The 15,578-nt window shown below is 71.4% G+C and carries 12 protein-coding genes and 1 pseudogene; 10 read left to right on the top strand and 3 right to left on the bottom strand.

Annotated elements, in window-relative coordinates:
- Nucleotides 1–29: 29 nt before the first annotated feature.
- Both OOK07_RS34715 and OOK07_RS34710 read right to left on the bottom strand, forming a co-directional pair.
- Nucleotides 30–1,622: an AMP-binding protein gene (locus OOK07_RS34715; protein ID WP_266685777.1), complete on the bottom strand. Its 1,593-nt coding sequence runs from the start codon at nt 1,620–1,622 to the stop codon at nt 30–32.
- A complete protein-coding gene (locus OOK07_RS34710; protein ID WP_266800419.1) occupies nt 1,619–3,292 on the bottom strand; it encodes an AMP-binding protein in 1,674 nt (557 codons plus the stop codon). Before OOK07_RS34710 ends, OOK07_RS34715 begins: the two co-directional genes overlap by 4 nt.
- A 115-nt stretch (nt 3,293–3,407) precedes the next feature.
- On the opposite strand from OOK07_RS34710, the gene OOK07_RS34705 reads away from it, so the two are divergent.
- The 4 genes and pseudogenes from OOK07_RS34705 to OOK07_RS34690 form a co-directional block, all read left to right on the top strand.
- A complete protein-coding gene (locus OOK07_RS34705) occupies nt 3,408–4,241 on the top strand; it encodes a helix-turn-helix transcriptional regulator (protein WP_266800418.1) in 834 nt (277 codons plus the stop codon).
- 176 nt (nt 4,242–4,417) lie between these two features.
- A complete protein-coding gene (locus OOK07_RS34700) occupies nt 4,418–7,225 on the top strand; it encodes a helix-turn-helix transcriptional regulator (protein WP_266800416.1) in 2,808 nt (935 codons plus the stop codon).
- A 204-nt stretch (nt 7,226–7,429) separates the two neighbouring features.
- Nucleotides 7,430–8,221, top strand: a complete 792-nt coding sequence (locus OOK07_RS34695; protein WP_266685772.1) for a S1 family peptidase — start codon at nt 7,430–7,432, stop codon at nt 8,219–8,221.
- A 410-nt stretch (nt 8,222–8,631) separates the two neighbouring features.
- Nucleotides 8,632–8,772, top strand: a pseudogene (locus tag OOK07_RS34690) (LysE family translocator); the annotation flags it as partial.
- Between the two features lie 31 nt (nt 8,773–8,803).
- Here OOK07_RS34690 and OOK07_RS34685 read toward each other — a convergent pair.
- The gene (locus tag OOK07_RS34685) at nt 8,804–9,907 is read right to left on the bottom strand and encodes a winged helix DNA-binding domain-containing protein (RefSeq protein ID WP_266800414.1); all 1,104 of its coding nucleotides are present in this window, start codon (nt 9,905–9,907) and stop codon (nt 8,804–8,806) included.
- 154 nt (nt 9,908–10,061) lie between these two features.
- On the opposite strand from OOK07_RS34685, the gene OOK07_RS34680 reads away from it, so the two are divergent.
- The 6 genes from OOK07_RS34680 (at nt 10,062) to OOK07_RS34655 (ending at nt 15,575) form a co-directional block, all read left to right on the top strand.
- The gene (locus tag OOK07_RS34680) at nt 10,062–11,219 is read left to right on the top strand and encodes a magnesium and cobalt transport protein CorA (RefSeq protein WP_266685770.1); all 1,158 of its coding nucleotides are present in this window, start codon (nt 10,062–10,064) and stop codon (nt 11,217–11,219) included.
- 258 nt (nt 11,220–11,477) lie between these two features.
- On the top strand, nt 11,478–11,993 hold the full coding sequence (locus OOK07_RS34675; protein WP_266800413.1) for a toxin-antitoxin system HicB family antitoxin: 516 nt from the start codon (nt 11,478–11,480) through the stop codon (nt 11,991–11,993).
- 93 nt (nt 11,994–12,086) lie between these two features.
- Nucleotides 12,087–12,944 carry a DUF4097 family beta strand repeat-containing protein gene (locus OOK07_RS34670; protein WP_266685768.1) on the top strand — a complete coding sequence of 286 codons (858 nt, stop codon included), beginning with the start codon at nt 12,087–12,089 and terminating at the stop codon, nt 12,942–12,944.
- A 95-nt stretch (nt 12,945–13,039) separates the two neighbouring features.
- On the top strand, nt 13,040–14,065 hold the full coding sequence (locus OOK07_RS34665) for an efflux ABC transporter ATPase subunit, DrrA-related (protein WP_524540341.1): 1,026 nt from the start codon (nt 13,040–13,042) through the stop codon (nt 14,063–14,065).
- Complete coding sequence (locus tag OOK07_RS34660) at nt 14,062–14,853, top strand: ABC transporter permease (RefSeq protein ID WP_266800412.1); 792 nt, start codon at nt 14,062–14,064, stop codon at nt 14,851–14,853. Before OOK07_RS34665 ends, OOK07_RS34660 begins: the two co-directional genes overlap by 4 nt.
- A 95-nt stretch (nt 14,854–14,948) precedes the next feature.
- Nucleotides 14,949–15,575, top strand: coding sequence for a thiol:disulfide interchange protein DsbA/DsbL (locus OOK07_RS34655; RefSeq protein WP_266685765.1), 627 nt, complete (start codon nt 14,949–14,951; stop codon nt 15,573–15,575).
- The last annotated feature ends 3 nt before the right edge of the window (nt 15,576–15,578 follow it).

The following is a 15,578-nucleotide window of genomic DNA, read 5'->3' as shown; positions in this document are numbered from 1 at the left end:
GGCACCCGTGTCACTGCTCGGGGCCGCCCTCAGACCCCGTACGTCTCCCTCAGCTCCACCTTCCGCACCTTCCCGGACACCGTCATCGGGAATGCCTCCAGGATCTGCAGCCTGCTCGGCACCTTGTAGTGGGCCAGCCGCCCCTCGCAGAAGGCGCGCACGTCCTCCAGGGTCGGCGGGTCGGCCGGGTCCCGCGGGATGACGCAGGCCAGGACCTCCTCGCCGTACTTCTCCTGCGGTACGCCGACGACCTGGACGTCCTGGATCTTCGGGTGGCCGTAGAGGAACTCCTCGATCTCGCGCGGGTAGATGTTCTCGCCGCCTCGGATGATCATGTCCTTGATGCGGCCGACGATCTCGACGTACCCGTCCTCACGCATCATCGCCAGGTCCCCGGTGTGCATCCAGCGGCCGGGGTCGACGGACTCGGCCGTCTTCTCGGGCTCGTTCCAGTAGCCGAGCATCACGCTGTAGCCGCGGGTGCACAACTCGCCCGCGCTGCCGCGCGGTTGGGTCACGCCGGTCGCCGGGTCGACGATCTTCACCTCGATGTGCGGCAGGACCCGCCCTACCGTGCCGGTGCGGTGCTCCAGGTCGTCGTCCCTGCGGGTCTGGAGCGAGACCGGGGACGTCTCGGTCATGCCGTAGCAGATGGAGACCTCCTCCATGTGCATCTCCGCAACCACCCGTTTCATCACCTCGACCGGGCAGGGCGAGCCCGCCATGATGCCGGTGCGCAGGGAGGTGAGGTCGTAGCTCGCGAAGCCGGCGAGGTTCAGCTCCGCGATGAACATCGTCGGGACGCCGTACAGGGAGGTGCAGCGCTCCCGCTGGACGGCCTCCAGGGTGGCCTTCGGGTCGAAGGACGGGCCCGGGATGACCATGCAGGCCCCGTGCGAGGTGGCCGCCAGGTTGCCCATCACCATGCCGAAGCAGTGATAGAAGGGCACGGGGATGCAGATCCGGTCCTGCTCGGTGTAGCCGACCAACTCCCCCACGAAATAACCGTTGTTGAGGATGTTGTGGTGGGAGAGGGTGGCCCCCTTGGGGAAGCCCGTCGTGCCGGACGTGTACTGGATGTTGATGGGGTCGTCGCAGGAGAGGTCCTCGTACGGGACGTCAGTGGCCGCGCGCCCGAGCAGCGCCTCCCAGCTCGGGTCGTCGATGTGGACCGTCTGACGCAACTGCGGGCACCTGCCCCGCACCTGCTCGACCATCGCCCGGTAGTCGCTCGTCTTGTGGCGGACCGAGGCGAACAGCAGGGAGATCCCCGCCTGCCTGAGGACGTACTCGACCTCGTGGGTGCGGTACGCCGGGTTGATGTTCACCATGATCGCGCCGATCCGGGCGGTGGCGTACTGGACCAGGACCCACTCGGGGCAGTTGATCGCCCAGATCCCGACCCGGTCCCCCTTCGCGACCCCGCTCGCGACCAGCGCCCGCGCCAACGCCTCGACGTCCGCGGCGAATTGGGTGTACGTCCAGCGCCGCCCGGACGGTACGTCGACGAGCGCCTCACGGTCCGGCCAGGCGGCGACGGCCCGGTCGAGGTTGGCGCCGATCGTGTCGCCGAGGAGGGCGGTGGTGCCCGTCCCGTGCGTGTACGACAGTTCCGAGGTCACCGGAAGTCCTCCTCGCGGTACTCGTCCGCCGAGCCCGCGGCCGTGGCCTGGCGCAGCTCGATCCGGCGGATCTTGCCCGAGACGGTCTTGGGCAGCGGCGCGAACTCCAGGCGGCGGATGCGCTTGTACGGGGCGAGGAGCTCTCGGGAGTGCTCGAACAGCACCTTCGCGGTGTCGGGGCCCGGCTGCCAGCCCTCGGCGAGGACGACGTACGCCTTGGGCACGGCCAGGCGCAGCTCGTCCGGGGCGGGCACCACGGCGGCCTCGGCGACCGCCTCGTGCTCCAGCAGCGCGCTCTCCAGCTCGAAGGGACTGATCTTGTAGTCGGAGGCCTTGAACACGTCGTCGGAGCGGCCGACGTAGGTGATGTAGCCGTCGGCGTCCCGCGAACCGATGTCACCGGTGCGGTAGTAGCCGCCGGCCATCGCCTCCGCCGTACGGTCCGGGTCGCCGTGGTAGCCGGTCATCAGGCCGACGGGCCGCGCGGACAGGTCGAGGGCGATCTCGCCCTCGACGGCGCCCGGCGCGCCCGTCACCGGGTCCAGCAGCTCGACCCGGTACCCGGGGCTCGGCCGCCCCATCGAGCCGGTCTTGAGCCGCTGCCCCGGGCTGTTGGCGACCTGCACGGCCGTCTCCGTCTGCCCGAACCCGTCGCGGATGGTGACGCCCCAGGCGCGCCTGACCTGCTCGATGACCTCGGGGTTCAGGGGCTCCCCGGCGGCCACGACCTCGCGCGGCGGGGTGCGCAGCTCGGTCAGGTCGGCCTGGATGAGCATGCGCCAGACGGTCGGCGGGGCGCAGAAGGTGGTGACGCCGGCGCGGTCCATCTCCGCCATCAGGCGGCCCGCGTCGAAGCGCGTGTAGTTGTGGATGAAGACGGTCGCCTCGGCGTTCCACGGCGCGAACAGGTTCGACCAGGCGTGCTTGGCCCAGCCGGGCGAGGAGATGTTCAGGTGCACGTCGCCTGGCTTCAGGCCGATCCAGTACAGGGTCGACAGATGGCCGATCGGGTACGAGGTGTGGGTGTGCTCGACCAGCTTGGGGCGGGCGGTGGTGCCCGAGGTGAAGTACAGCATCAGCGGGTCGTCGGCGAGGGTGGGACCGTCCGGGACGAACTCGGCCGGTGCGACGTACGCGTCCTCGTACGGCTCCCAGCCCTCCTCGGGCAGTCCGCCGACGGCGATGCGGGTGAAGGCGCCGGGGACGTCGTCGAACTTGGCGGTGTCCTCGGCGCGCACGATCACATGCCTGACCCGGCCCCGCTCGACGCGGTCGCGCAGGTCGGCGGGGCCGAGCAGCGGGGTCGCCGGGATGACGACGGCGCGCAGCTTCATCGCCGCGAGCGCCGTCTCCCACAGCTCGGCCTGGTTGCCGAGCATGACGAGGATCCGGTCCTCGGCGGCGACGCCGCGGTCGCGCAGCCAGGTGGCCACCCGGTCCGAACGCTCGGACATCTCGGCGAAGGAGACGCGGACCTCGCTCCCGTCCTCCTCGACGATGCGCAGGGCGGTCCGGTCGTTGCCGTCGGCGATGACGTCGAACCAGTCGAGCGCCCAGTTGAAGTGCTCGGGCCGGGGCCAGCTGAAGCCCTCGTACGCCCTCGCGTAGTCCTCGCGGTGCTCCAGCAGGAAGTCCCGCGCGCTCCGGAAGGCCTCCGTCGCCGTCGTCATCTGTGTCCTCCTCATCACCGGACCATTGCCGGGCGGCTCTCTGCCATCGTGTAATCCGTGATGCAGGTCTCACTACCCCCGAACGGGGGTGTGCGCCGCAGGAAAGGGCAAGCAGGTGACAGCAGACGCGGCCGGGGCGGTCGAGATACGAGGCGCGCTGGTACGGCTGCGGCGCACGACCGGGCTGCCGGTCGCCTTCGGCGGGCTGGTGGAGCCGGGACGGCAGCATGTGCGCATCAGCGAGCTGAGCGGCAACGCGACCTCCGCGCTGAGCGGCCTCCCGGTGACGTCCGGCAACGGTCTGGGCGGCCGGGCGGTCGCGCGCGCCCGGCCGTGCGCCGTGACGGACTACTCCTCGTCCCGGCAGATCAGCCACGAGTACGACATCCCGGTCGCCCTGGAGGGGCTGCGTTCGATACTGGCGGTTCCGGTGGTCGTACGACGCCGGGTGCGGGGTGTGCTGTACGGCGCGCTGCGCACCGCCCAGCCGCTCGGCGACCGCACGCTGGACGCGGCGATGGAGGCGGCGCGGGACGTGGAGCAGGCGCTGGCCGTCGGGGACGAGGCGCGGAGCCTGGCGGCGGCCGTGCGTGCCGAGTCCGGCGGGAGTCCCTCGACGGGCGCCGACTGGGAGCAGGTACGGGAGGCGCATGCGGCGCTGCGGGCGCTGGCCCCGCGGATCGCCGACCCGGCGCTGCGGGCGCAGCTGCTCGGCGTGTGCGGGCTGCTGACCCCGAAGGCGCAGGCCGACGGTGTCGGCCTGGCCCCCCGTGAGCTGGATGTGCTGGCGTGTGTGGCCGCGGGAGCGACGAACGCGGTAGCCGCTCAGCGGCTCGGGGTCCGGGCCGAGACGGTCAAGGGCTATCTGCGGTCGGCGATGCGGAAGCTCGGGGCCCACACGCGCGGGGAGGCGGTGGTCGCGGCTCGCCGGGCGGGGCTGCTGCCGTAGCACCGAGAGGGTCCGCTCGGGGGCAGGGGCCGGCACTGTCGGCGTTGTATTCATTCGCCGGCGGCTTGAATTTCTCCGCGCCGTACCGTTGTTATATCCCTCACGACGTGGTCCGCCCGAAATTCAAAGAGAGGTTGCCTAGAATTTGGCCCGGACACGACACTCGGAGGGGAGCGGTGACCGTGCGACGGGACTTCAAGGAGCCTGCCAGATGCCGCCCCGACCTGGTCATCGGCCGGGCGGAGCTGCTCAGCGCGGCGCGTGAGCAACTCGCCCGCGGCGGCAGTGTGCTGCTCCACGGCCCCGCCGGAATAGGAAAGTCGACCGCTCTGCGGGCATTGGCATCCGAATACGGGACAGCTGCGCACACGGTGTTGCGCTGCTCGGCGACCGAGTCAGAATCCCATCTTCCGTTCCTGGCCCTCGCCGACCTGCTGGGCCTGGTCGTGGACGAGGTGTCCGACAAGCTGCCCGCCGCCCAGCGCACGGCTCTGGAGTCGGCACTCACCGGCCGCGGCGAGTCCACGCTCCAGCGCGACGGCCTCGCCCTGCGGCTCGCCGTCCTGTCGGCGCTGCGCGCCCTCGCCGCCGAGGCGCCCGTCCTCGTCGTGGCGGACGACCTGCAGTGGCTGGACCCGGCGAGCGCGGAACTCCTCGGCTTCGCCGCCCGCCGCCTCGGCGACACCCGGGTGCAACTGCTGTGCGCGGTACGCACGGAAGGTCAGGAGTACGACCGTCACCTGGGCGCGTCGCCGCCCGACACTCTCGCCGTACGGCTCGGCGCGCTCTCCCGCGCCCAGGTGTCCACGCTGCTCGACCACCGCGGATACACCGGTCTGCCGCGTTCCACGGTCCGTGAGATCCACCGCACCAGCGGCGGCAATCCGCTCTTCGCGCTCGAACTGGGCCGCGCTCTGGCCGAGAACCCGACCCCGCCGAGGCCGGGCGAGCCACTGCCGGTACCCACCTCGCTGCGCGCCCTGGTCCTGAACCGCCTCGGAATGCTCTCCGGCGAGGCCCGCCGCACCCTCCTGGTGGCCAGCGCGGGCGCCCGCCCCACGCTGGCCCTGCTGCGCGCGGCCGGCCGGGACAACGCCGAGGCCGAGACCGCCCAGGCGGCCGAACTCGGACTGCTGGCCACCGAGCCGGAAGGTCCCGCCGTACGGTTCGCCCATCCGCTGATCTCGGCCGCGCTGTACGCGGAGGCGCCCGCGCAGGAGCGTCGGGCCGCGCACGCCGCGCTGTCCACGGCGGCCTCCGACCCGATCGAACGCGCTCGCCATCTCGCCCTCGCCACCACCGGCACCGACCCGGAGGCCGCGGCCCGCCTCGCCGAGGCCGCCGCCCTGGCCCGGGACCGCGGGGCGCCCTCGGTGGCCGCGTCGCTCGGGCTGCTCGCCGCCCGGCACACCCCCGCCGACGGCGAACCGGGCCCGGACGAGCGCCGGCTGCAGGCGGCCGAGGACGCGATCACCGCCGGCGAGGTGGACCTCGCCCGGGACATCGCCCGCGAGGTACTGACCCGGGCCACCACGCCCGCCGACCGGGTGCGGGCCTGGATGGTGGTGATCGAGGCGGCCGGGCAGGCCCTCGGCGACGTCGACACCGTCTACCCGCAGGCGCTGGCCGACGCCGGCGACGACCCGCGGCTGCTCGCCCTGGTCCACTACCAGCTGGCCTGGCGCAGCCTCGTCGTGGACGGCGACTTCTCGGAGGGCCGGCAGGAGGCCGCGCACGCGGCGGAGCTGGCCGCCCGGGGCGGTGACCGCCGCACCGAACTCCTCGCGCTGGCGTTCCAGGGGCAGACCGAGACCCTGATGGGCCACCCTGACGCCCCCGCGACCATCAAGCGTGCCCTGAAGGAGCCTCAGGACCCGCAGGTGGCGTGCCACCACAACGGCCCGGGCGCGACCCGCTACCGCTGGCTGATCATGAGCGACCAGCTGCCCGAGGCCCGCAGCACCGTCAACGCGCTGCTGCGCGAGGTGCGCAGGCGCGGCATGGTCGAGAGCGAGGTGCACTTCGTGCGTCTGCTCGCCGAGACCGAACTGCGCTCCGGGCACTGCGGCCGCGCCCTCGACCTGGCCCGCGAGAGCATGCGGCTGGCCCGCGACTCCGGGATCGGCGAGATGCCCTCCGCCGTGCTCGCCTCCATCGCGGAGGCCTCCGGCGGGGACGTGGAACGGGCCCTGACGCTGGGTCGGGAGGCGGTGGAACTCGCCGAGCAGGCAGGCGACCAGATGTACACCTCCCGCGGGCTGACCGCACTCGGGCACGCCCAGCTGGTCGCCGGGGACGCCGAGGGGGCGGTCCACTCGCTGCGCCGGGTGCGGGAGCTTGAGCACGGGCTCGGCATCACCGACCCGGCACGCGGCCGCTGGCACGGCGACCTCGCCGAGGCACTCGTCCGGATCGGTGCGCTGGACGAGGCACGGCAACTCCTCGACGTGGCCCGCGAACAGGCGCTGCGCCTGGGCCGCGAGAGCGTGCTGGCGGTCCTGGACCGGGCCGAGGCACTGATGCGGGACGCGCGCGGGGAGCACGAAGCCGCCCTCGCCCAGCTGACGTCGGTGCAGGACCGGCTGGCCAAGCTGGGGTACGCACTGGAGGAGGCACGCGCCGCGTTCGCGCTCGCGTCGCTGCGTACCGGCCGTCCGGGGCCGGCGTCGTACGACGAGGCGGCCCGGCTGTTCAGGCGCTGCCGGGCGCTGCCCTGGGTGCATCAAGTGGAGGCGGCCGCCGTGGCGAGGCGGGTGGAACCGATCACCCCCCCTGCCGCGTCAGAGGGCCTGGAAGGGCTCGCCGCGATGGAACGTCAGGTCGCCGCACTCGTCATGGAGGGCGCGACCAACCGGGAGATCGCCGCGCGTCTGTTCATCAGCGTGAAGACGGTCGAGGCGACCCTGACCCGGGTCTACCGCAAGCTGGGGATCCGCTCGCGCGTGGATATCGTCCGTTTGGCGGCGCAGCGGCGCGCGAAGTGACGGCGCGCCAGGTTAACTGAACCCGACCGAGGGTTTTCCCTCACCCAACCCCCTAGGGGGTTCCCTCATTGGGAGCCGGGGGTTCCGGGTCCTAGCGTGAGGGGCGTGCCGCTCGCCCGGGCATACGGGGGTCGGTCCCGCGACCCCCGTGCACACCCCCACACCCGCGCGACCTCCCACCGGCAACCCCCACTGAGGAGACTCATGTTCGGGCTAACCCGTGCCAGAAAGACCGCCGCAGTAGTGACGTCGGCCGCCGCCGCGGCCGCCACCGCACTGCTCGGCGCGCCTTCCGCGGCTGCCGCGCCCCAGCCCATCGTGGGCGGCACGACCACCACCACGACGGCCTACCCCTTCGTCATGCAGATCACGGACCCCTCGCAGAACCAGTTCTGCGGCGGCACCCTCGTCTCGGCCACCAAGGTGGTCACGGCCGCGCACTGTATGGCCGGCGAGAGCACCAGCAGCGTCCGGGTCGTCGGCGGCCGCACCTACCTGAACGGCACGAACGGCACCGTCAGCAAGGTCAGCAAGATCTGGGTCAACCCGGACTACACGGATGCCACCAACGGCGACGACGTGGCCGTCCTGACGCTGTCGACGTCGATGCCGTACGCGAAGGCGTCGTACGTCTCGTCCGCGGACACCTCGGTGTACGCGGCCGGCACCACCGCCCGCGTCCTCGGATGGGGCACCACCTCGGAGAACGGCAGCTCCTCCAACCAGCTGCGGACCGCGACCGTACCGATCGTGGCCGACTCCAGCTGCAAGAGCTCCTACGGTTCGGACTTCATCCAGACCGACATGGTTTGCGCCGGATACTCATCCGGCGGCACAGACACCTGCCAGGGCGACAGCGGCGGTCCCCTGCTCATCGGGGGCGTCCTGGCAGGGATCACTTCATGGGGCGAGGGCTGCGCGGAGGCGGGGTACCCGGGTGTGTACACCCGGCTGTCCACCTTCTCGAACCTGGTGACCGCGCAGATCACCTCGTGACCCGGAAGACCTCCTGAGTACCCCTCAGGTGAGAGACAAGGGGGCGTTGCGGGCTACCACGAGCAGCCCGCAGCGCCCCCTTTCCATGCGCGCTGCTTGTCGGCCGTGAGCTTCCCGGCCGCCTCCCCGCTGTCCGTCGGCACCTCGTGGATCCGCACCTGCACGGTCGGTATGACCGAACTCCCTTGAGTACGTTGCCACTTCGACCCCCTTTCGGTGGTTCGAGTCCCTCGCGCCGGACCGTCCCGGCCAACAGGCAGACCGCGACCGCAACGATCGGCTCTCGTGATCGCCGCAGGCCGGCAGCAGGGTGTCCAGGTGCGGATGCGAGGTCGCGGAAGCACGGCGAGGCCCGTCGGCAGGACGAGGCCCGTCGGCAGGAGGAGGCGGGCGCGCGGAAAGGAGCGAACGACACCCTGTGGCGCCTGACCGCCTCGGCCGCCCGCACCCGGTTCGCGCGCTCCGAGCGCCGGCCGTCGATGCTCGTCGGCGCGGGCGGCTTAGCGATGATCGGGCTGGGCCTGACGGTGGCGGTGACCGGCCGGGCGGACCGAGCGCCACGGGACCACGGTCCCGAAGGGGCTAGGCGATCACGGTGCCGAAGCGGATGTCGTACGACGTCTGCGGGTGCATGACGGTGAGCATCCGCTGCCCCTCTTCCACGACGTCCGTCCGCTGGGCCTTGGTGAGCCTGCCGAAGGGCTCGACGACGAGCACGCTCTCCTCCAGCCTCCACACCCCCGCGAGGAAGCCGTCGACCAGGAGCGTGCAGTGGACCATGTTGCCCACCCAACTGCGGCCCCGGTACTCGGGCGGTACCACCCGGGTGCGGTCGGAGTGGGAGAGGAGCAGGTTGTCGAACTCGGGGAGGAAGCGGGGCGGAGCCGGGGTGTCCGCGTCGGGACGTGGCGCGTCCGGCAGGTCGAAGAGTTCGACGCCGCCCTCGTCCCGGAACGTGACCAACTGCGGGCGGAGCCGCTCGAAGGCGTCACGCAGACGCGTCAGGCCGGCCCAGGTCTGCATGTCCTTGACGGAGGCGGGACCGAAGGCGGCGAGGTAACGCAGGACGGTCGCATCGGGAGCGGGCGTGGGTTCGGCGGGACGGCCCAGCCAGTGCTCGGCGGTCGTGAGGGCGACCTGGCCGCTCTGTCCCCACAGCCCGCGCGGGGTGATCTGGACGAGCGGGAGCTTGCAACGCGCGGCGATACCGAGGGACTGAGGGTCGGCATCGGGCCACTCGACGAGGAGGGCCTCGCGCAGCTGCTTCATGGTGCGCGGCTCGGCCTCGACCAGTTCCCGTGCCAGCGCGGCGAGCCGGTCGAGGTCCACACCGGCAAGTCCCGCGCGGAAGTTGGTCAGTTCACGGTCGCGGGCCGCCTGGACGAGCGGGCGCAGGGTGAGGCAGTCGTCGGCGGTGTGGGTGTGGATGGTCGAGCGCATGGTGACGATCCGGACGACTTCGCGGTCCGCCATCAGCCCGGACAGCTCCTCGGGCGCGAAGCCGTCGAGGCGGGCGGCGAGCGCGTAGTACGGCGGCTTGACGTTCTGCGCCTGGAGACCGAGCAGATGCCCTACGGCGGCCTCGGCGGACAGCGGCGAGCGGCGCAGCAGGAGCTGCCGGTCGAGGGTCGCCCGGTTGAGGGCGCGGGTGCCGAGCACGGGAGCCGTCGCTGTCGTCTTCGTCATGTCCCGCACGCTATCCGGGCATGCGGACAAGGACTGTCCGCAACTCTCACCGATTCCCGGACGCGCGGGCCGCCCAGGCATTGTTTGCCCCGTATATCCTGCCCGTGATCACACGATCACGCCGATCACAGGTTCGACCCCGGGAGGCAGCCGCATGTCCGAGCGACGCGCCCGTCCGGACTCCAGGAACGGGCGGAAATCCGCCTGGCGCCGTGCGCTGACCCCACCGCAGCCGCCGGCGCCCGAAACCCCGCCGTCCGCCGGCCCGGTGCCCGCGGAGCCGCCGGACGTCGCCAGTGTCGTCCAGGCGGCGCTGTACCGGGACGGCGTCCGCGTCTCCGCCCCGGACACCCTCGCCGAGACCTTCCGTGAACTGCGCGACCAGCCGTCCGGCATGGCATGGATCGGCCTGGCCCGCCCCACCGAGTCCGAACTCCTTTCCCTGGCGGCCGAGTTCGACCTGCACCCGCTGGCGGTCGAGGACGCGATGGAGGCCCACCAGCGTCCGAAACTGGAGCGCTACGGCGACACGCTGTTCGTCGTCCTGCGAGCGGCCCGCTACCTGGACGCCCCGGAGGAGGTCGACTTCGGCGAGCTGCACGTGTTCGTGGGGCCGGACTTCGTCATCACGGTCCGCCACGGCGCCGCCCCCGACCTCTCGGCGGTCCGCCACCGCATGGAGGAGACGCCCGAGCTGCTGAAGCTGGGCCCGGAGGCGGTCCTCTACGCCATTCTCGACGCGGTCGTCGACGGTTACGCGCCGGTCGTCTCCGGTGTCCAGAACGACATCGACGAGATCGAGACCGAAGTGTTCCGAGGCGAGCCGGAGGTCTCCCGCCGCATCTACGAACTCTCCCGCGAGATGGTCGAGTTCCAGCGCGCCACCCGCCCGCTGGTCGGCATGCTGCACGGCCTGATCGCCGGCTTCTCCAAGTACGGCACCGACGACGAACTCCAGCGCTACCTGCGGGACGTCGCCGACCACGTCACCCACACCAGCGAACGCGTCGACGGCTTCCGCCAGGCCCTCGCCGACATCCTCACGGTGAACGCGACCCTCGTCACCCAGCAGCAGAACGCCGAGATGCGCGCGCTGGCGGAGGCGGGGTTCGAGCAGAACGAGGAGGTCAAGCGCATCTCGTCGTGGGCGGCCATCCTGTTCGCCCCGACGCTGGTCGGGACGATCTACGGGATGAACTTCGACCGCATGCCGGAGTTGCACTGGGCACTCGGGTACCCCTTCGCGATCGCCCTGATGGCCATCGTGTGCACCAGTCTGTACGTCATCTTCAAACGGAGGGACTGGCTGTAGGCCGGTCGCCCCGCAAGGCTCCTGATCGCGTCCCGCCCGGAGTGGCGCCGCTTGGCGCCACTCGGCACCATCCAGCGCCACCCGGTGCCACCCGGTGCCATTCCATGACCCTAAAGCAGCCATACCTGCATAGCGCCACCAATGACCCAGGCCGATCGCAGCCCATTCCTGCAGTTCAGGGCAGCCACCCCTAAGTCCACTGCGCACAGCGCACCACTCGGACTTGCCTTGGCGCCACGATGGTGCCACTATGGCGTCATGGACCTCACCCCGTATGTCGACACCCTCCGCCGCGAACTCGCGGTGGCCGCCGAAGCCGGCGGGGACGATGCCCGCGAGCTGGCCGAGCGGCTCACCGCGCCCCTGGAGTCGGCGACCCGGCTGACCATGCTCAACGTGCTCTCCGCCGCGATGGACGAGATCACCCGCGAACTCGCCCCCGGCTCGGTCGACGTACGGCTTCGCGGGCTCGACCCCGACTTCGTGGTGACACCGCCGCCCACCTACGGCGGCCCCACGGAGCCTGCCGCCCCTATCGAACCGCTCAGGGCACAGGTGCCCGCCGACGGCGACGAGGGCGGCACCGCCCGCATCAATCTGCGGCTGCCGGCCCACCTCAAGGCGCGCGCCGAGGAGGCGGCGAACCATGAGGGCCTGTCGGTCAACGCTTGGCTGGTGCGGGCCCTGTCGGCAGCGGTCGACGGTGGCACGCGGCCGCGTACGGCAGAGAAGACCCACACCGTCGCACAGAGCTTCACCGGCTGGGTGCGCTGACAGCGCCCGCATCCGCGCCCGCACCACTCCACTTCACCCACACCACGTCCCACCAGCGGGGACGGCCTGAAGACCCAAGAGGACGGGACAGCCATGCCTTCTTTCGACACCCCCGAACCGATCTCGGTCACCGCCCAGGTGCCCGCCGGTTCCATCCGGTTCACCGCGAGCGACCGCCTCGACACCGTCGTCGAGGTACGGCCCCGCGACCCGGAGCGGGACAAGGACGTGCGGACCGCCGAACAGGCCGAGGTCACGTACGCGAGCGGCGTCCTGACCGTCAGGACGCTGCCCAGGCGCCGCAGCCTCCTCGGTCCCAACGGCCTCGTCGACGTCACGGTCGACCTGCCCACGGGCTCGCGCGTCGACGTGATCGGCTCGCTCGGTTCCTGGACCCAGGTACTCGGCGAGGGCCGCCTCGGCGAGGTCCAGGCGAAGATCTCGACCGGCGACGTCCGCCTCGACACCACCGGCCCGCTGAAGCTGACCCTGTCGCACGGCCCGATCACCGTGGACCGGGTCGAGGGCCCGGCCGAGATCACCAGCAGCACCGGCAACATCCGCGTCGGCCTCGTGGACGGCACCGCCGTCCTGAAGAACTCGCACGGCACCACGACCGTCGGCGCCGTGACGGGCGAACTCCGGGTGAGCGGCGCCAACGGTGGCATCGACATCGCGCGCGCCGAGGCGTCGGTCACCGGCACCACGACCAACGGCTCCCTTCGCGTCGCCGAAGTCGCCCGTGGCGAGGTCCGGTTGGAGACCTCCAACGGCCCCATCGAGATCGGTATCCGCGAGGGCACCGCCGCCTGGCTCGACGTCAGCTCAAACCGCGGGCAGGTACGCAACACGCTCACCGCGTCCGAGGCCCCGGAGCAGACCGAGGACACCGTCAAGGTCCGCGCACGGTCCAACTGGGGCACCATCGACGTCCTCCGCGCCAAGGCCTGAGCGCCACATCACCAACTCGCCCCGCCTCCAGCCCACTTCAGTCCTCTTCCGTCTCCTTCAGCCTTCTCACGGAGGGCCCCATGCCTTCATCTGTCATGCCCACGTCCAACCGGAGCGACGGTCGTCCGGCACCCGCCGCCGTCTCCGCCACCGGTCTGCGCAAGTCGTACGGCGACAAGGTCGTGCTCGACGGGATCGACCTGCGCGTCCCGGCCGGGTCGGTGTTCGCTCTGCTCGGACCGAACGGCGCCGGCAAGACCACCGCCGTGAACATCCTGTCCACGCTCATCGCCGCCGACGGCGGGCAGGCCCAGGTCGCGGGCCACGACGTCGCCACGGCACCGGACGGGGTGCGTGCCGCGATCGGTGTCACCGGCCAGTTCTCCGCCGTCGACGGTCTGATCACCGGCGAGGAGAACATGCTCCTCATGGCCGACCTGCACCACCTCTCCCGCGGTGAGAGGCGGCGCACCGCCGCCGAACTGCTGGAGCGCTTCGACCTCGTCGACGCGGCGAGGAAGCCCGCCGCCACGTACTCAGGCGGCATGAAGCGCCGCCTGGACATCGCCATGACCCTGGTCGGCAGCCCGCGGGTCATCTTCCTCGACGAGCCCACCACCGGCCTCGACCCGCGCGCCCGCCACACCATGTGGCAGATCATCCGCGAACTGGTCTCCGACGGCGTCACCGTCTTCCTCACCACCCAGTACCTGGACGAGGCCGACGAACTCGCCGACCGCATCGCCGTACTCAACGACGGCCGTATCGCCGCCGAGGGCAGCGCAGAGGAACTCAAGCGCCTCATCCCCGGCGGACACGTCCGGCTCCGCTTCACGGACCCGGCCGCGTACCAGCACGCCGCCTCGGCGCTGCGCGAGACCACCCTCCCCGACTCCCGGCTTCGCCCGGGCAGGGCGACCCCCGTCGACGAATCCCTCGCGCTGCAGATCCCCAGCGACGGCAGCCAGCGCGAACTGCGCTCCATTCTCGACCGGTTGGACGCCGCCGGCGTCGAGGCCGACGAGCTGACCGTCCACACCCCCGACCTGGACGACGTGTTCTTCGCCCTGACCGGCAGCGCCGCCACCCTCCCCGACCAGCCCAAGGAGAACGCCCGATGAGCTCCCTCCCCCTCGCCCTGCGCGACTCCACCACCATGCTGCGCCGCAACCTCCTGCACGCGCGGCGCTACCCGTCCCTCACCCTGAACCTGCTCCTCACCCCGGTCATGCTGCTGCTCCTCTTCGTCTATATCTTCGGCGACACGATGAGCGCCGGGATCGGGCACGGCGGTGCGGGACGCTCCGAGTACCTCGCGTATCTCGTCCCGGGCATCCTGATGCTGACCATCGGCAGCACCACGATCGGCAGCGCGGTGTCCGTCTCCACCGACATGACCGAGGGCATCATCGCCCGCTTCCGCACGATGGCGATCCACCGCGGTTCGGTGCTCATCGGACACGTCGTCGGCAGCGTGCTGCAGTGCGTGATGAGCGTGGTCCTCGTCGGGGCCGTCGCGGTGGCGATCGGGTTCCGGTCCACGAACGCCACCTTCCTGGACTGGATCCTGGCGCTCGGGCTGCTGGCGCTCGTCTCCCTGGCGCTCACCTGGATCGCGGTCGGCATGGGCCTGGTCAGCCCGAACGCCGAGGCCGCCAGCAACAACGCGGTACCGCTGATCCTGCTGCCACTCCTGTCCAGTGCCTTCGTGCCGGTCGACGCGATGCCGGGCTGGTTCCGGCCGATCGCCGAGTACCAGCCGTTCACGCCGGCCATCGAGACGCTGCGCGGGCTCCTGCTCGGCACCGAGATCGGCCACAACGGATGGCTGGCCGTGCTCTGGTGCGTGGGGCTGACCGTGCTCGGCTACCTCTGGTCCAGGTCACTGTTCCAACGCGACCCGAAGTAGGGGCCGACAGCACGCCGCGGCGCAAACGGGCCGATCGGGGGACATTGCGTGTGTCACCGGGGCATGTGGGGACGTGGGACGCCAGGGTGGCCGCCATGAAGAAGATGATGCGCCTGTTCGCGATGTCCACCGTCCTCACCTGCCTGCTCGGCGCCGCCTCCGCCGGACCGAAGGAGGGGGAGCAGTACTTCCGGCTCAAGCACCCGGTCACCGGTGTGGCCGCCCGGCAGGTGGCAGAGGTGTTCTGGTACGACTGCCCGGACTCCTACAAGTTCGAGAAGCCGCTGGAGGACTGGGCGGCCCGGCAGAGCCCCCCGGTGAAGGTGGTGCGGATCCCCGCGGCCTGGACCGACCAGCCGGACCAGCTCTCGTACGCCCGTCTCTTCTACACACTGGACAAGCTCGGCCTCGCGGAGCGGGAGGCGCTTGCGGTCTTCCGCGCCGTTCGGGACCAGCACAAGGACCTCACCACCGAGGAGAACGTCCTGGCATGGGCGGGCACGGAGGGGCTCAACGTGAGGTCGGTACGGAACGCCTACAGGTCCGAGCAGGTCGACGCCGCCGTCCAGGCGGCACCTGCGCTCCGTGAGCGCTACCAGGTGGTCGAGGAACCCACCGTGGTCGTGGGCGGGCGTTTCCGCACGTCGCCCATCCAGGTCGGCAGCGCCGCCGACACCCTCTCGGTGATGGACCACCTCTACCGCACCGCGGCGCGCCACTGAGCC

The sequence above is a fragment of the Streptomyces sp. NBC_00078 genome, from assembly GCF_026343335.1.
In the GTDB taxonomy this organism is placed as follows: Bacteria; Actinomycetota; Actinomycetes; order Streptomycetales; family Streptomycetaceae; genus Streptomyces.
The sequence above is the reverse complement of the archived record's forward strand: the minus strand, read 5'-3'. Positions and strand labels throughout refer to the sequence as shown.